The 15,773-nt window shown below is 75.7% G+C and carries 14 protein-coding genes; 4 read left to right on the top strand and 10 right to left on the bottom strand.

Features of this window, described 5'->3' with window-relative positions; translation table 11 throughout:
• Nucleotides 1–32: 32 nt before the first annotated feature.
• From ACFQTY_RS03920 to ACFQTY_RS03910, 3 genes are all read right to left on the bottom strand, one after another.
• Nucleotides 33–395 (bottom strand): NADH-quinone oxidoreductase subunit A, encoded by a 363-nt coding sequence (locus ACFQTY_RS03920; protein ID WP_263729744.1) that lies wholly within the window; start codon nt 393–395, stop codon nt 33–35.
• A 64-nt stretch (nt 396–459) separates the two neighbouring features.
• Nucleotides 460–1,734, bottom strand: a complete 1,275-nt coding sequence (locus ACFQTY_RS03915; protein ID WP_378097565.1) for a geranylgeranyl reductase family protein — start codon at nt 1,732–1,734, stop codon at nt 460–462.
• A 194-nt stretch (nt 1,735–1,928) separates the two neighbouring features.
• Entirely contained in the window at nt 1,929–2,633 is a 705-nt protein-coding gene (locus tag ACFQTY_RS03910; RefSeq protein WP_378097562.1) for a demethylmenaquinone methyltransferase, read from the bottom strand.
• Nucleotides 2,634–2,763: 130 nt separating this feature from the next.
• On the opposite strand from ACFQTY_RS03910, the gene ACFQTY_RS03905 reads away from it, so the two are divergent.
• The gene (locus tag ACFQTY_RS03905; protein ID WP_378097559.1) at nt 2,764–4,137 is read left to right on the top strand and encodes an isochorismate synthase MenF; all 1,374 of its coding nucleotides are present in this window, start codon (nt 2,764–2,766) and stop codon (nt 4,135–4,137) included.
• A gap of 91 nt (nt 4,138–4,228) precedes the next feature.
• Here the strand turns inward: ACFQTY_RS03905 and ACFQTY_RS03900 are convergent, their stop codons facing one another.
• The 3 genes from ACFQTY_RS03900 to ACFQTY_RS03890 form a co-directional block, all read right to left on the bottom strand.
• Nucleotides 4,229–6,106: a trypsin-like peptidase domain-containing protein gene (locus ACFQTY_RS03900; RefSeq protein WP_378097556.1), complete on the bottom strand. Its 1,878-nt coding sequence runs from the start codon at nt 6,104–6,106 to the stop codon at nt 4,229–4,231.
• Between the two features lie 123 nt (nt 6,107–6,229).
• The gene (gene menD, locus ACFQTY_RS03895) at nt 6,230–8,119 is read right to left on the bottom strand and encodes a 2-succinyl-5-enolpyruvyl-6-hydroxy-3-cyclohexene-1-carboxylic-acid synthase (RefSeq protein WP_378097553.1); all 1,890 of its coding nucleotides are present in this window, start codon (nt 8,117–8,119) and stop codon (nt 6,230–6,232) included.
• Nucleotides 8,116–9,087, bottom strand: coding sequence for an o-succinylbenzoate synthase (locus ACFQTY_RS03890; RefSeq protein WP_378097550.1), 972 nt, complete (start codon nt 9,085–9,087; stop codon nt 8,116–8,118). The genes menD and ACFQTY_RS03890 overlap by 4 nt, the downstream gene beginning before the upstream one ends.
• 57 nt (nt 9,088–9,144) lie before the next feature.
• Between ACFQTY_RS03890 and ACFQTY_RS03885 the strand changes: the two genes are divergently transcribed.
• Nucleotides 9,145–10,116 carry a 1,4-dihydroxy-2-naphthoyl-CoA synthase gene (locus ACFQTY_RS03885; protein ID WP_378097547.1) on the top strand — a complete coding sequence of 324 codons (972 nt, stop codon included), beginning with the start codon at nt 9,145–9,147 and terminating at the stop codon, nt 10,114–10,116.
• A gap of 93 nt (nt 10,117–10,209) precedes the next feature.
• Here ACFQTY_RS03885 and ACFQTY_RS03880 read toward each other — a convergent pair whose 3' ends face one another.
• The 3 genes from ACFQTY_RS03880 to ACFQTY_RS03870 are packed head-to-tail and all read right to left on the bottom strand — an operon-like array spanning nt 10,210 to nt 13,054.
• Entirely contained in the window at nt 10,210–10,962 is a 753-nt protein-coding gene (locus ACFQTY_RS03880) for an SDR family oxidoreductase (RefSeq protein WP_378097544.1), read from the bottom strand.
• A gap of 16 nt (nt 10,963–10,978) precedes the next feature.
• Nucleotides 10,979–11,902: an RNA polymerase sigma factor SigJ gene (sigJ, locus tag ACFQTY_RS03875; RefSeq protein WP_378097541.1), complete on the bottom strand. Its 924-nt coding sequence runs from the start codon at nt 11,900–11,902 to the stop codon at nt 10,979–10,981.
• A gap of 15 nt (nt 11,903–11,917) precedes the next feature.
• Entirely contained in the window at nt 11,918–13,054 is a 1,137-nt protein-coding gene (locus ACFQTY_RS03870; RefSeq protein ID WP_378097538.1) for a DUF3048 domain-containing protein, read from the bottom strand.
• Between the two features lie 127 nt (nt 13,055–13,181).
• Here ACFQTY_RS03870 and menE point away from each other — a divergent pair, with 127 nt between their 5' ends.
• Nucleotides 13,182–14,387 carry an o-succinylbenzoate--CoA ligase gene (gene menE, locus ACFQTY_RS03865; RefSeq protein ID WP_378097535.1) on the top strand — a complete coding sequence of 402 codons (1,206 nt, stop codon included), beginning with the start codon at nt 13,182–13,184 and terminating at the stop codon, nt 14,385–14,387.
• A 94-nt stretch (nt 14,388–14,481) separates the two neighbouring features.
• Nucleotides 14,482–15,351, top strand: a complete 870-nt coding sequence (locus ACFQTY_RS03860) for a 1,4-dihydroxy-2-naphthoate polyprenyltransferase (RefSeq protein ID WP_378097532.1) — start codon at nt 14,482–14,484, stop codon at nt 15,349–15,351.
• Here the strand turns inward: ACFQTY_RS03860 and ACFQTY_RS03855 are convergent.
• Nucleotides 15,315–15,758, bottom strand: coding sequence for a DUF4229 domain-containing protein (locus tag ACFQTY_RS03855; RefSeq protein ID WP_378097529.1), 444 nt, complete (start codon nt 15,756–15,758; stop codon nt 15,315–15,317). The genes ACFQTY_RS03860 and ACFQTY_RS03855 overlap by 37 nt on opposite strands.
• Nucleotides 15,759–15,773: the final 15 nt, after the last annotated feature.

The following is a 15,773-nucleotide window of genomic DNA, read 5'->3' as shown; positions in this document are numbered from 1 at the left end:
CCGCATGCCTCGCGTACCCGCCGGGGCGGCCGTCAGTCCCACTCGAACCCGCCCCGCCGCCACTCGTAGACGAACGGCACCGTGATCAGGGCGAGGAAGCCGAGCATCGCGATCAGCCCGAACATCGCGAGCTCGGTGAACGTCACGGCCCAGGGGTAGAGGAACACCACCTCGATGTCGAAGATGATGAACGTCATCGCGACCAGGTAGTACTTCACCGGGAACCGGCCGCCGCCGACCGCGTGCGGGGTGGGCTGGATGCCGCACTCGTAGGCCTCGAGCTTCGCGCGGTTGTACCGCTTGGGGCCCAGGATCGCGGAGGCTCCGACGCCGCCGAGCGCCATGACGGCGGCGATCGCCATCATCCACAGCAGCGGGACGTAGGGGTTGTTCATCGGTGAGCCCTCCTCGACCGGGGCCGTGCGAGATGCCGTGCGGGATGTGCGGAAAGACGGTGGTTCATGCTGCCGGGGCCATCCTCGCCAGCCCGGCGATGACGCGGTCCACCACGTCGCCGCCGTGCGGCTCGTAGCAGTCCGAGAGCAGCTTGAGCGTGAAGCGCATGACGAGCGGCCGGGGCAGACCGTAACGCGTGCAGACGCGCATGACCTCGGGGTGCTCGATCAGCCGGACGAACGTACGCCCCAGCGTGTAGTACCCGCCGAGGTCGTCCTTCATGCGGGACTGGTACGAGGCGAGCGCGCGCTCGCGCCCCGCGGCCGAGCCCCGGGCGAGCCCCTGCGCGATCGCGTCGGCCGCCACGCGACCCGCCTGCAGGCCGTAGGCGATGCCCTCGCCGTTGAACGGGCTGACCATGCCGGCGGCGTCGCCGGCCAGCAGCACGCCGTTGCCGTACAGCGGACCGCGGTTGAAGCCCATCGGCAGGGCAGCGCCGCGCACGGGACCGAGCTGGTTGTCGGGGGTGAGCTCCCACTCGGGCGGGGTGTTGGCCATCCAGGTGGCGAACAGCGCCTTGTAGTCCACCTTGGTGGCGGCGTTGGTGGAGCTGACCGAGCCGAGCCCGACGTTCACGGTCCCGTCGCCGAGGGCGAAGATCCAGCCGTAGCCCGGCATGAGGTTGCTGCGACCGGGCTCGCCGTCCCACAGCTCGAGGTGGGACTCCATCCACGGGTCGTCGTGGCGGGGGGAGCGGAAGTAGGTGCGGACGGCCACCCCCATGGGGCGGTCCGGCCGGGTGGTGCGACCGAGCGCGGTGGCCAGGCGGGACGAGACGCCGTCGGCGGCGACGACGACCGGCGCGCGGTACGTGGTCTCGCTCCCGTCCGCGGTACGGGCGGTGACGCCGACGACGCGGCCGGTCCGCTCGTCGTGCAGCGGGCCGGTGACCCGCGTGCCCTCGAGGACCTTGGCACCGGCGGCGCGGGCGTGGTCCACCAGCAGCGCGTCGAGGCTGGTGCGCGCCTTGGCGAGGCCGTAGGACGGGTAGCTGGACAGCTCCGGCCACGCCAGCTCGATGGTGTGGCCCCCGCCGTGCACGCGCAGGCCGCGGTTGCGGATCCAGCCGTCCTGCTCGCGCAGCGGCACGCCCATGCGCACCAGCTCGGCGACGGCGCGGGGCGTCAGGCCGTCGCCGCAGACCTTGTCGCGGGGGAAGGTCGCCTTGTCGACGAGCAGCACGTCGAGCCCGGCCGAGGCCGCCCAGAAGGCCGTCGAGGAACCCGCTGGACCGGCGCCGACGACGACGACGTCTGCGTCATCGTGTGCTGCGTCCACCACGAAGTCCCCATCTTGTGACGATGTTCACGTGCGACCCCCGGCGAGTGTAACCAGCGCCTCTGGGCATGTCTGCGAAGGCTTGGCTTACTTGAGGGTCCGGAGCGGGACGGTGGTCCCGGATACCCGTCTCTACCTGCGGTGACGCGGTCCGGAGGCGGTCGGTGTCGAGGCTCCGTCCGCGGCAGGAACGGTCACGATGCGTCCTCCGGCCGGGTCGCCCGATGCAGCGCCACGATGCCCCCCGAGAGGTTGCGGTACGCCACCTTCGACCAGCCGGCACGCTTGATCTGCCGGCCGAGGGTCGCCTGGTCCGGCCACGCCTGGATCGTGTCGGCCAGGTACGTGTAGGCGTCGGACTCCTTGGCGACGGCCGCCGCGACCCTGGGCAGCGCCCGGACCAGGTACTGCGTGTAGACCGTCCGGAACACCGGGTTGGTCGGGCGGCTGAACTCGCAGACCACCAGCCGGCCGCCCGGCCGGGTGACGCGCAGCAGCTCCGCGAGCGCGGTGTCGACGTCCGGGACGTTGCGCAGCCCGAACGACATCGTCACCGCGTCGAACGAGCCGTCGGCGAACGGCAGGGCCAGGGCGTCACCGTTGACGAACGCGAGGTCGGGACGGCGGCGGCGGCCCTCGGTCAGCATGCCGAGCGACAGGTCGCACGCCACCACGCGCACCCCGCGGTCGGCGAGCGGCTCCGCGGAGGTGCCGGTGCCGGCGGCCAGGTCGAGCACCGTGTCGCCCCGCTGCGCCCCGACCGCGTCGAGCGTCGCGCGCCGCCACAGCCGGTCCTGACCCATCGACAGCACGTCGTTGGTCAGGTCGTAGCGGTGCGCGACGGCGTCGAACATCGCCGCGACGTCGTGGGTCTGCTTGTCCAGGCTGGCACGAGGCATGGGGACATCGTCGCAGGTCCGGCTGACGGGACCGGCGGCGCGAGGCGTGGTGGTCGTGGCCCGACCTCGGCGTCGGGGCCTCGGGCCCCCGTGCGCGGGTGCGGTGCGCCAGCACCTACGCTGACGGGCGATGAGCATCACGTCCTCGGCGCCGTCCGCGCCGTCCCTCCCGCTGGTGGTGCGGACCGTCCCGCTCGACGACCTGGCGCAGCCGCCCGGGTCCGGGCTCGGGGCGCCGTCCGCCGCCGGCGACCTCGCCGATCGGGCGGCCGACCTGCTGGGGCTGCTGCCCGCGGAGGCACCGCTCGCCTGGGTGCGGCGCGGCGACGGGCTGGTGGCGTGGGGCGAGGCGATGCGCCTGGAGGTGCACGGGCCCGACCGGTTCGCCGCCGCCGAGCGCGCCTGGCACCAGGTGCTGGCGCACGCCGTGGTGCGGGACGAGGTGCGGCTGCCGGGGACCGGTCCGGTCGCGTTCGGCTCGTTCGCCTTCGACGACGACTCCCCCGCCGGCGGCGTGGTGGTGGTGCCGCAGGTGGTGGTGGGTCGACGGGACGGGCGGGCCTGGCTGACCACGCTGACGACCGGCGGGCACCTCGGCGCGGCACCGCGGTTGGCCGACGTCGCGGCGGAGGGTGCCGGTGCGGCACCTCGGTCCCCCGGGGCGGTGACGTATGCCGAGGGTGCGGTGCCGGCGCAGGAGTGGCCGGATGTCGTCAGCGCCGGCGTCGCCGCGATCCGCGCCGGCGAGGTGGACAAGGTGGTGCTCGCACGGGACGTCGAGGCGACCACCGAGGAGCCCGTGGACGTGCGCTGGCTGCTGCAGCGGCTGGCCCGCCGCTACACCTCCTGCTGGACGTTCAGCGTCGACGGCATGGTGGGGGCGACCCCCGAGCTGCTGGTGCGCTCCGACCAGGGGCTGGTCACCTCCCGCGTGCTGGCCGGCACGATCCGGCGCACCGGGGACGACGCGGCGGACATGGCGCGCGCGGCCATCCTCGCGCACTCCTCGAAGGACCTCGAGGAGCACGAGTACGCCGTCGCCTCGGTGGCCCGGGCACTGGCACCGTTCTGCTCGTCGAGCAACGTGCCCGACGTGCCGTTCGTCCTGTCGCTGCCGAACGTGCTGCACCTCGCGTCCGACGTGACCGGCGTGCTGGCGACACCGGCCGACGGACGTCCGCACCCGTCGTCCTTGGCGCTGGCCGCCGCCCTGCACCCGACCGCCGCGGTGTGCGGCACGCCGACGCAGGCAGCCGGGGCGCTGATCCGGCGCATCGAGGGGATGGACCGGGGCCGGTACGCCGGCCCGGTGGGCTGGTTCGGTGCCGACGGCGACGGCGAGTGGGGCATCGCGCTGCGGTCCGGGCGGGTGGACCCGGACGACCCGCGGCGGGTGCGGCTCTTCGCCGGTTGCGGTGTGGTGGCGGCGTCCGACCCGGCCGCCGAGCTGGCGGAGTCCGAGGCGAAGCTGGTGCCGATGCGCTGGGCGCTCGGCTCGGACTGACCACCGCCAGGGCGGACGAGGATCGGACGACGACGGGCCGGCCCCGGGTGCTGAACCCCGGGGCCGGCCCGTCCGTCGTGCTGGGCGCTCGTCAGCCCTGGTTGGGGCTGCTCCCGCCGTTGCCGCCGCCCTGCTGCTGCTGCAGCCACTGCCACAGCTGCTCGGGGCTGAGGTTGCCGGGCGCGGTCGACCCGTTCGAGCCGTTCGACCCGCTGGACCCGTTGGACCCGGAGCCGTTCTGCGTGGCCGTCTCCTTCTTGGTGGCCAGCGTCACCTTGACCTCCATCGCCTTGCCGCCGCGGACCACCGTCAAGGTCGCCTGCTGACCCGAGGTCATCGCCCGGACGAAGGCGGTGAGCGACTCGGCCCCGCCCGTCGGGTTGTTGTCGATCGCGACGATCACGTCACCGTTCTGGATGCCGGCGTTCGCCGCTGGGGAGCCGGGGGTCACCGAAAGCACCGCGGCGCCGCGGCGCGTGACGCCGTCCGCCGTCGCGGTGCCGTCCTTGAGGCCCACCCCGAGGAAGGCGTGCTTCGCCGATCCGGAGTCGATCAGCTGTGCCGCGATGTTCTTCATCAGGTTCACCGGGATGGCGAAGCCGAGACCGATCGAGCCTGACTGGCTGGACGTGGTGGCGATCGACGAGGTGATGCCGATCACCTGACCCTGCGCGTCGAACAGCGGTCCGCCGGAGTTGCCCGGGTTGATCGCGGCGTCGATCTGGATGGCGTTGGTCACCACCGGCTGGCCGCCGGACTCGGAGGTGGACACCGGACGGTCGACGGCGGACACGATGCCCGTGGTGACGGTGTTGGCGAGGCCGAGCGGGTTGCCGACCGCCATCACAGCCTGGCCGACGGCCACCTTGTCCGAGTCGCCGAACTGGGCGACGGTCAGGTCGTTCGGCGCGTTCTTCAGCTGCACCACGGCCAGGTCGGTGGTCGGGTCGGTGCCGACGACCGTGGCCTCGAACAGCCGACCGTCGTCGAGCGTCACCTGGACGGTGTTGTTCTGGGCTCCGGAGACGACGTGGTCGTTGGTGAGGACGTGCGCCTTGGAGTCGATGATCACGCCCGACCCCTCGGCCTGACCCGAGGCGGTGGTGACGGAGATCGCCACCACGGACGAGTGCACCGCCTGCACCACCGCCGGCCAGTTCGGGTTCTGGGAGCTGGAGCCGGACACCGGCACGGAGCTGGAGCCCGAGTGCCCGATGGTCGCCAGCGAGGCCGGGTGCGATCCGCCGCCCGCCGTGCTGCGCGAACCGCTGCGCGACGCCACGGCGACCGCGCCGATGGCGAGGAGCAGCACCACGACCAGCGTCGCGACCAGGGGCAGCCACCGCCGCCGCGGCGCGCTGCCGCGAGGGGCGTTCGGGTCGACCTCGGCCGCCTCCGCCGTGCCGGTCGGCTGACCGGGACCGGCGTACGGGTCGTAACCGGCGTACGGCTGGCCCTGGGTGCCCTGCGGCGGGTAGGGCTGGCCGGGGTACGCCTGACCGGGGTAGGGCTGGCCGGGGTACGGCTGGCCTCCGTACGGCTGGCCCGGCGCCTGGCCCGGGTACGGCTGGGCGCCGTACGGCTGGGCGTAGGGCCGGCCTGCGACGGGCGGGTACGGCTGCTGGCCGGGCTGACCGGGGCCGCCGTACGGCTGCTGGCCCGGCTGACCGGGGTACCCGCCGTAGCTGCGGATCGGGTAGGTGTGGCCGGCCTGCGGCGGAACCGGCGCCTGCGGCGCCGTGGGCTGCTGCGCCGTCGGTGCCGCGGGCTGCTGCGCCGAGGTGGGCAGCGGCTGCGTGGGGTGCTCGACGGGCAGCGCCTGCGTGTCCGCGGCCTGCGGGTGCTCCGGCTGGGCCGAGGGCTCCTGGCCTGCGTCGGCCGTCCCCTGCGGTCCCTGGTCCGCCGGCGGCTGCTGCGCACCCTCGGGCCGGTCGGTCCCGTCGGGTCCGGGCGAATCAGTGGTGGTCATGGGTCCCCTCCTTGTCACGACCATGAGACGTCCTCGCGCTGGAGAGAGCCTCCACCGAACCTGGGAATCCGCTGCGAGTTCGGCATGTGTCCGGCGACGATCCTGCCGCACGGCACCCACAGCTCAGCTGGAGAGCAGCTCCCGGACGGCCTCGGCGATCTCGGCGGCGATGCGCTCGCCGAGCGCCCGACGGCCGGCGCGGTCCACCCGCACCTCCACGACGCTGAGCCCGGTCCCCGGCGCCGCCAGCGCCGGGAGGAGGCCGTCCAGGTCGCTCACCCGCGTGTGCCGCACCCCGTACCCGGCGCACAGCGCCGCGAGGTCGGCGCCGTGCGGCGTGCCGAACACCCGCTCGAACACCGCCGCATGCGCCGGCGCGCCCGGCTCGAGGGTGCTGAACACCGATCCGCCGTCGTCGTTCGCCACCACCACCTGCAGGTCCAGCGACGGCTCTCCGGGTCCCCTGAGCAGGCCGCCGACGTCGTGCAGGAACGTCAGGTCGCCCACGTACGCGCGCACGCGGCGCGCGGGCAGGGCGAGCGCGGTCCCCGCCGCGGTGGAGATGGTGCCGTCGATGCCCGCGAGGCCGCGGTTGGCCAGCACCAGCGGTGCCGTCTCCCAGCGCGCCACCAGGTCGAGGTCGCGCACGGGGTTGGACGAGCCCGCCACCAGCACGTCCGCCGGAGAGCTCGCGGCCGCGACGGCCCGCGCCACCGCGGGACCGCTCAGCCGGGCCGACGAACGGCCTCGCCGGCCCGCCGTCGCCGCGTCGTCCACCCCGAGCAGGCGGTCCAGCACGGCGAGCGCCGCCTGGTCGGCCGCGCGCCATGCGTCCCACCAGCCCTGGGGTGCACCGGAGCGACGCCAGCGCGCCGGGACCTCGGGCAGCACCGCTGCGGCGTTGCGGGCGGCGTCCGGCCAGGGCGCCCCGCGCGGGGCGATGACGGCCACCTCGACGTCCGGGTCCGCGAGCAGCCGCTGCACCGGCCGCGACAGGGTCGGCCGGCCGAGCACCACCACGCGGCGGACCTCGCCGCCCAGCCGTTCGTCGTCCAGCAGCAGGCGGTACGTGGTCAGCGCGCGCGAGCCGGCACGCGCACCGGACGACGGCTCCGCGAGCAGCGGCCAGCCGGCGGCCTCCGCGAGCTGGCGTGCGGCCGGGCCGGCGCCGTCGCCGGCCACGACGACGGTCGGCACCGGCCCACGGGAGCGCCGGCGCCGGGCGGCTGCGGGGTCGACGACGGCCGGGATCGCGGCGGTCAGCGCCGGGAGCGGGGCACCCGCAGCTGCGGACCACCCTCCGACGGGCTCGACGACGCTGAGCCCCGCGGTGGACGGCGTCGGCCAGCCCTCGTCGTCCGGCGACGGCACCAGGGGCTCGCGGAAGGCCAGGTCGAGGTGCACCGGCCCCGGGGTGCCGGTGCGGGCGCCCGTCGCGGCGGCGACGGCCCTGGCCGTGAGCGCCCGCAGGTCGCGGTCCTCGTCGGGACGTCCGGTCGGCGCCGGGACGTCCGCCGCGAGCCGGACGGCCGAGCCGAACATCCCGGGCTGCTCGGTGGTCTGGTTGGCACCGGTGCCGCGCAGCTCGTGCGGCCGGTCGGCCGTCAGCAGCAGCAGCGGGACGCCGGCGTGGTGAGCCTCGAGGACCGCGGGGTGCAGGTTCGCGACGGCGGTGCCGGACGTGGTGACCACGGCCACCGGCCGCGCCATCGCCGGACGGCCGTCACCGGGTCCCGTCGGCACGTCGCTCCAGGGCGAGGCCTTGGCCATCCCGAGGGCGAGGAACGCGGCATCCCGCTCGTCGACCCGCACGTGCAGGCGCAGCGCCGGGGCGTGCTGCGGCCGCTCGTCGTCCGGCAGCGCGGCCGCGGCGAGCGCGAACGCGAGCGGTGCGCTCCGCGAGCCGGGTGCCAGCACGACGTCGCGCACGCCGAGCGCCGCCAGCGCCTGGACGAGCACGCGGGCGGCGGTGGTCGACGGGTTGGTCGACGGGGTGGTCACGGCCGCCATCATGCCCGAGGAGCCGGGACCGCTCCTGCCACGCGGGCGACCCGCTCCCGCCACCGGGCGTCGAGGTCGGGCGCCGCCGCGGCGGCCGCCAGCAGGTCCGGCTCGGGCAGCGGCCGGCGCACGTCGATCGCCCCGTCGCGCGGCAGCAGCGGTTCCGTGACCAGGTCGTGCGTGAGCAGCGCCGCCGTCGCCAGGCCGCAGGCGTACGGCAGCTCCGGCAGGGCCGCCGCGAGCGCGAGGCCGGCGGCGAGCCCGACGGAGGACTCCAGCGCGGAGGACACCACCACCGGCAGGTCCAGCTGCTCGGCCAGCCGCAGGCACGCCCGCACGCCGCCGAGGGGCTGCACCTTGAGCACCACCACGTCGGCGGCGTGCCGACGGGCGACCTCCAGGGGGTCGGCCGCCCGGCGCACCGACTCGTCGGCCGCCACCGGCACGTGGGTCCGGCGGCGCAGCGCCGCGAGCTCGTCCACCGTGCGCACCGGCTGCTCGGCGTACTGCAGGCCGCCGGCGGCACGGTCCAGCGCGGTCAGCCGCGCGGCCGCGGTGTCCACGTCCCAGGCGGTGTTGGCGTCCACCCGGATGGCACCGTCCGGACCGAGCGCGTCGCGCACCGCCTCGAGCCGCGCCTCGTCGTCGGCGGGCGGCTGCCCCGGCTCGGCGACCTTCACCTTGGCGGTCGTGCAGCCGCCGGACTCCCGCACGATGCGGTGGGCCGTGGCCGCGTCCACCGCCGGGACGGTGACGTTCACCGGGATGCGGTCGCGCAGCGGTGCCGGCCAGCCCTGGTCGGCCGCCTCCCGCGCCGCAAGCCACCAGCGGCGGGACTCGGCGTCGTCGTAGTCCCAGAAGGGGCTGAACTCCCCCCAGCCCGCGTCGCCACGCACCAGCGCGCCGTCCCGGGACGTCAGCCCGCGGAACCGGGTGCGCATGGGGAGGGACCAGACGACGAGGTCTCTGGGGGCGGGCACGTCCGCCACCTTAGGCACCCGATCTCGAGGCGTACGGCCCGGCCTAAGGTGACGGGCGTGACCCCCGCCGTCGCCCTGCAGCCCCTGACGCCCGAGCCCGCCGCCGTCTCGGCGACCTTCGACCCGTCCCGGTGGCGCGCCGTGCCGGGCTTCGAGCAGCTGACCGACATCACGTACCACCGCGGGGTCGCGCGGCAGGCCGACGGCCAGCGCGACCTGCCGGTGGTGCGGGTGGCCTTCCACCGGCCCGAGGTGCGCAACGCCTTCCGCCCGCACACGGTGGACGAGCTGTACGCGGTGCTCGACCACGCGCGCATGACCTCCGACGTCGGCACCGTGCTGCTGACCGGCAACGGGCCGAGCCCCAAGGACGGCGGCTGGGCGTTCTGCTCCGGCGGCGACCAGCGGGTGCGCGGCCGCGACGGGTACCGGTACGCCGACGGCGACACCGCGGCGACCGTGGACCCCGCGCGGGCCGGGCGGCTGCACATCCTCGAGGTGCAGCGCCTGATCCGCACGATGCCCAAGGTGGTGGTCGCCCTGGTCAACGGCTGGGCGGCCGGCGGTGGGCACTCGCTGCACGTGGTGGCCGACCTGACGGTCGCCAGCCGCGAGCACGCCCGCTTCATGCAGACGGATGCGAACGTCGGCTCGTTCGACGCCGGCTACGGCTCGGCTCTGCTGGCGCGGCAGGTCGGGCAGAAGCGCGCCCGGGAGATCTTCTTCCTCGCCCGGGAGTACTCGGCGCAGCAGGCCTACGAGTGGGGTGCGGTCAACGACGTCGTCGCGCACGACGACATCGAGGCGGCGGGCCTGGAGTACGCACGGATCATCGCCACCAAGTCGCCGCAGGCCATCCGGATGCTGAAGTTCGCGTTCAACCTGGCCGACGACGGGCTGGCCGGTCAGCAGGTCTTCGCCGGTGAGGCGACCCGGTTGGCGTACGGCAGCGACGAGGCCGTCGAGGGCCGCGACGCGTTCCTGCAGCACCGTGACCCCGACTGGTCCGCGTTCCCGTACGCGTTCTGAGGGAGGCTTCCACCGGTCGCCGACCCTCGCCGGGCACCGCCCGCGCCGGGAACCGCCCTGCCGGGCGTGCAGCCCGGCGGGGCGGCCCGGACCTCAGCGCCGTGCCGCCGTGCGTGCCGCCAGGTGGTCGGCGAACGTGACGCGGCCGTAGGGCGTACCCGGCACGAGCCCTGCGCCGGAGCGGTAGCCGGCGAACGTCTTCCCGGGCAGCACGAAGGGCAGCACGGGACGACGGCCGCCCACGGCGCCGCGCCACAGCCGCGCCAGCTCCGGCACGGTGCGCTGCTCGGGACCGCCGATGTCCGGGACCCGTCCGGCCGGCCGGTCGGACGCGAGCTCCACGAGCCGGTCCGCGACCTCCTCGGCCGCGATCGGCTGCACGGCGAACGCCGGGGCGACGACGACGGGCAGCGCGCGCTGACCCGTGAACAGGGCCTCCACGAAACCGTGGAACTGGGTGGCCCGCAGGATGGTGAACGGCACCCCGGACTCGCGCACCAGCCGCTCGATCACTACCTTGTCCCGGTAGTAGGCCAGCGGGATGCCGTCGATCCCCACGATCGAGATCAGCACCAGGTGCTGCACGCGCGCATCGGCGGCCGCCCTCAGCAGCGTCCGCGCCGCCTCCACGTCGCCCTTCCCGCGCGGGGCGGTCGCCAGGTGCACCACGGTGTCGACCCCGGCGAGCGCCCGGTCCACCCCGGCACCGGTGACCAGGTCGCCGGTCGTCAGCCCCCGGCCGGTGCGCCGGCTGAGGGCGCGGACGTCGTGCCCGGCGGCGCGCAGCCGGAGGACGGTGGGGGTGCCGAGCGTGCCGGTCGCGCCGGTGACCAGGGTGGTCGTCATGGGTGTGCTCCTCTCGTCACCCCTCACGACCAGGCAGCGCTCCGATCCGTGACAGCTGCCGCTCGGCGTGGGCGAGCTTGTCCGGGTTCAGCACCAGGTCCAGCGCCGACACCCGGCCGTCGCGCGTCTGCACCACCAGCACGGCCCGGAGGCTCGTGCCGTCGGTGAAGGCCGCCGCCGGCACGCCGTTGACCTCGACGAGCGCCCGCTGCAGCCCGCCGGCGAAGCGGTCCACCACGCCGGTGACGTAGCGGGCCACCTTCTCGCGGCCCTCCACGGGACGGCGTCCGGCGCTGACGACGCCACCGCCGTCGGCACGCGCGACGACGTCCTCGCTGAGCAGCGCCTCGAGCGCGGCCAGGTCGCCGCCACGGGACGCGTCGAGGGACGTCTCGACCAGCTCGCGCAGGCGAGCCGGATCCGCCTCGCGCGGCGCCGCACCCGCCCCGGAGACGCGGCGCCGGGCCCGCGCGTGCAGCTGGCGCACGTTGGCCTCCGACGTGCCGATCAGCTCCGCGACCTCGGCCGCGCTGTAGGCGAAGGCCTCCCGGAGCACGTAGGCCGCCCGCTCCGGCGGGGACAGCCGCTCGAGCACCGTGAGCAGGGCGAACGACACGCTGTCCCGCTGCTCGGCCTGGTCGAGCGGTCCGAGGTCCGTGCCGGCCGGTCCGGTCAGCACCGGCTCGGGCAGCCACGGACCCACGTAGACCTCACGACGGGCCCTGGCCGACGTCAGCGCCGTCAGGCAGAGGTTGGTGACGGTCCGGGCGAGGAAGGCCGCGGGAGCCTGCACCGCTGACCGGTCCACCGCCTGCCAGCGCAGCCAGGCGTCCTGCAGCACGTCGTCGGCATCGGCGGCCGAGCCCAGCATCCGGTAGGCGATGCCGAACAGCCGAGCGCGGTGCGCTTCGAACTCCTCGAGCGCGGGATCGGCGGCCACGTGCCTTGACCCGGCTCAGCCCGCGGTGACCGACCCGTTGGTCGGCACCATCTCGATCCACGTGCTCCCGGGGGCTAGCGAGAGGGGCTGACCGTCCGCGCCTGTGAGCTTGAGGACGTCGGGCTTGTCCCCCTTGGTCCATGTGCCGGGGACGGTCTTGCCACCGGTCGCGACGAGCGCCTCGCCCGATCCCGTCAGTACCGTCTCCGGCACGGGGTTGCCCGCCGGGTCCCTGGTGCCCGTGTCCCGCAGCGTGACCCGCAGCACCACCACGTTGGTGGCCGCGAGCCGCGCGCCGGACCGCACGACCGCCGGGGCAGACCCCTCCGAGCGCAGCCACGTGCCGCTGGCCGCGTCCCAGGTCCACGACGGCTGCGAGTAGCCGCTCATCGTGATCCGCACGGCGCCAACCGGGGTCCCGCCGACCACGGCCGAGGCGGCGGACGCCTGCCGTGCGATGACGAACTGCGGTGCGGGCGGCGCCTGGTGCTGCGCATCGGCGTTGGACCACCACGTGGCCGGTGTGCCGTACACGTTGTGCGGTGCCGGTGCGACACCGGGCTTGCGGGCGAAGCCGGGGGCACCCCTGTCCTGCGAGAAGAGCTGCAGCCCGGCGTCGGAGAGCATCTGCACGAAGCCCGGCTGACCGCCGGAGAACGCGATGAGGCCGTGCATCGGCGCGAGGATCGTCGAGTCCATCGGCCGCACGGACCGCACCGGTCCCACCTCGGCCGGCACCTGCGAGTCGAACACCGCCGCGAAGCGGGTGATGCCGCCCTCGACGACCTCCTCCCACACCATGTCGGCCTGGTCGAGGCCGGTCTGCGGGCGCGCCTCGCGGGAGTTCTCGATCTTGACGGCGAGCGCCGGCCGGTTCGCCACCGCGCCGGCGACGCCGGTCAGCGGCCAGCGTGCCGGCACGGTGGCCGTGGGGGCCGCCTGCTTCTGCACGCCGACGCTCGGTCCGACGGTGACGTCCCCCGGCGTGCTCCGGGACGGTCCGGGGCCGCCGTTGGAGCAGGCGGCCAGGGCCGCCAGCACGGCGACGGTCGAGGCGGCGGCGAGCAGCCGGGGCAACGTGCCGGTGCGGCGCTCGAGCGGGCGTGCGGCGTCCCCGCTCCGGACGGGCACGGCGTGGACGGCGTCAGGCACGGCAGCTCCTCGGGACGGGACGGCCGACACTCTACGGTGGACGACCGCCCCGGCGGGTCGGTCCGCGGTCGCGTCGCACCAGGTTCCGCCGACGAGGTGGCCCCTGGTGCGCACCTACAGTGGCGGCATGTCCCGAGCCGTCCGCGTGCTGCCCGCGCGGGCGGACGTCCTGGTGGGAGCGCTGCGGGCGGCGCTCGAGGACGACGGACCGGCGGTCCTGCCCGTCGCCGAGGGGTCCGACGGCGGTGGGTCCGACGGCGACGGGTCCGACGGCGGCAGCTCCGACGACGGTGTGGCCGACGACGTCGTCCTGGTGGTGCGGACCTCCGGCTCCACCGGCGCCCCGCGCGGCGTGCTGCTGTCGGCGACGGCGCTGCGCGCCTCGGCGGACGCGACCGCCGAGCGGCTCGCCGGCCCAGGTCGTTGGCTGCTCGCCCTGCCCGTCGACCACATCGCCGGCCTGCAGGTGCTGGTGCGCTCCGTGCTCGCAGGAACCGGACCGACCGTGCTGCCGCCGGGCCCGTTCCGGGCCGACCGCTTCGCCGCCGCGGTGACCGCCGCCGTGGGGACGTCCCCCGCCGGTCCCTGGTACACGTCGCTGGTCCCCACGCAGCTGGTGCGGCTGCTGGACGACGCCGCCGGCACCGCAGCGCTGCGCCGGTTCGACGCCGTGCTGGTCGGCGGCGCGGCCACGGCCGGCAGCCTGCTGGACCGCGCGCGCGAGGCCGGGGTGCGGGTGGTGACCACCTACGGCATGACGGAGACCTGCGGCGGCTGCGTGTACGACGGCCGTCCGCTGGACGGTGTGGACGTCCGGCTGGACGAGACCGGGCGCGTGTGGCTGGCCGGTCCGGTGCTGGCCGTCGGCTACCGCGGTCGGCCCGACCTGGACGCCGAGACGTTCACGGTGGACGCCGACGGCCGGCGGTGGCTGCGCACCGGCGACCTCGGTCGGCTCGCCGACGGCGTGCTCACGGTGACCGGCCGCGCCGACGACGTGCTGGTCACCGGGGGGGTGAACGTGGCGCCCGGTCCGGTGGAGGACCTCCTGACCGGCCTGCCGGGCATCCGCGAGGCCTGCGTCGTCGGGGTGCCGGACGCCGAGTGGGGGCAGGCGGTCGTCGCCGTGCTGGTCGTCGGGCCGGACGGTCCCCCGCCGCTCGCCGACCTCAGACGGCACGTGGCCGACCGGCTCGGCGCGGCGGCGGCGCCACGGCGGGTCGTCGTCGTCCCCGCCCTGCCGCTGCGCGGGCCGGGGAAGCCCGACCGCCGGGCCGCCGCCGCGCTCGCGTCGACCTCGGCAGGGGCCGAGAACCGCACCGACCCGCGCTGACCAGCCCCGACAGGCCCGCCCGGCAGCCACCCGCGCTGACCCGCCCCGACCGGCGCCGACAGAGGCGCCCCGGGCCGCACCGTAGGCTCGGCGCATGGCCACCTGGACGGAATGGGTCGCCGGCGCGCGCCCACGCACGCTGCCCGCGGCGGTCGCACCGGTGCTCGTCGGCACCGGGGCCGCAGCGCAGAGCCACTCCGTCTCGCTGGTCCGCGCGCTGCTCGCGGCGGGCGTCGCGCTCGCGCTCCAGGTGGGCGTCAACTACGCCAACGACTACTCCGACGGCGTGCGCGGCACCGACGTCGACCGGGTGGGACCGATGCGCCTGACCGCCTCCGGAGCGGCGCGGCCAGGACACGTGAAGCTGGGGGCGTTCGGGGCGTTCGGCGTCGCCGGGGTGCTCGGTCTGGCGCTGGTCGCCCTGAGCGGTCACTGGTGGCTGCTGGCCGTCGGCGTGCTGTGCGTGCTCGCGGCGTGGGGCTACACCGGGGGGCGGCGGCCGTACGGCTACCGGGGCCTCGGCGAGGTCGGCGTGTTCGTCTTCTTCGGCCTGGTGGCCACGCTGGGCACCACGTACACGCAGGCCGACGGGCTGACCTGGCCCTCCTGGCTCGGCGCGGTCGGCGTCGGGCTGCTGGCGTGCGCGCTGCTGATGGTGAACAACCTGCGGGACATCCCCACCGACGCCGTGTCCGGCAAGCGGACGCTGGCCGTGCGGCTGGGCGACCACCGTGCCCGGCGCGCGTACGCCCTGCTGGTGATGCTGCCGGTGCTGCTCGGGGCGGGCTGCGCGTTCGCCTCGGGCTGGGCGCTGATGGTGCTGGCCCTGTTCCCGGCCGCCGTCGCGCTGGCGGTCACCGTGCTGGTCGGCGCGCGCGGACGCGCGCTGGTGCCGGTGCTGGCCGGCACCGGTCTGCTGCAGCTCGGCTACGGCATGCTGCTGGGGCTCGCGCTGGCGCTCTGAGCGCTGCCCGGCTCGGCGCGTCGGTCCCCGTCGGCCGGCCGCTCGTCGGCGTCGTCATCGGGGGCGGTCCGGGGTGCAGCGTCGCCGACCCCGTCGCCGACCACCGCGTCACCGACAACCGTGTCGCCGAGTGCCGCGTCCACCGCGGCGTCCTCCACGTCCGCGTCCTCCCGCGCGTGCGGCGAGAGCATCGGCCGCCCGGCGTGCGCGGCACGCACGGCAGCGCGCTCGGCGAGGTACCGAGCCGCGGCGTCGCGAGGGCCGCCGAGCGCCACGTAGGACAGCCCCCACGCGACGAAGGCCGCGACCAGCAGCGCCGCGAGCGGGTGCAGGCCGGCCCAGGTCAGCAGCAGCCAGCTGAGCACCAGGAGGGCGACGCGCAGGACGGAGTAGACGACGACGGGCACGGATCCAGCGTAGGT

The organism is Cellulomonas sp. T2.31MG-18, from assembly GCF_964266755.1.
Taxonomy (GTDB): Bacteria; Actinomycetota; Actinomycetes; order Actinomycetales; family Cellulomonadaceae; genus Cellulomonas.
Note: the sequence above shows the minus strand (reverse complement) of the source record. Positions and strands in the feature narration are given on the sequence as shown.

Bases quoted from the DNA above. Each gene is read 5' to 3' on its own strand.
- ACFQTY_RS03920 (WP_263729744.1), bottom strand. From the start codon at position 395: ATGAACAACCCCTACGTCCCGCTGCTGTGGATGATGGCGATCGCCGCC.
- ACFQTY_RS03910 (WP_378097562.1), bottom strand. From the start codon at position 2,633: ATGCCTCGTGCCAGCCTGGACAAGCAGACCCACGACGTCGCGGCGATG.
- ACFQTY_RS03905 (WP_378097559.1), top strand. From the start codon at position 2,764: ATGAGCATCACGTCCTCGGCGCCGTCCGCGCCGTCCCTCCCGCTGGTG.
- ACFQTY_RS03900 (WP_378097556.1), bottom strand. From the start codon at position 6,106: ATGACCACCACTGATTCGCCCGGACCCGACGGGACCGACCGGCCCGAG.
- menD (WP_378097553.1), bottom strand. From the start codon at position 8,119: ATGATGGCGGCCGTGACCACCCCGTCGACCAACCCGTCGACCACCGCC.
- ACFQTY_RS03880 (WP_378097544.1), bottom strand. From the start codon at position 10,962: ATGACGACCACCCTGGTCACCGGCGCGACCGGCACGCTCGGCACCCCC.
- menE (WP_378097535.1), top strand. From the start codon at position 13,182: ATGTCCCGAGCCGTCCGCGTGCTGCCCGCGCGGGCGGACGTCCTGGTG.
- ACFQTY_RS03860 (WP_378097532.1), top strand. From the start codon at position 14,482: ATGGCCACCTGGACGGAATGGGTCGCCGGCGCGCGCCCACGCACGCTG.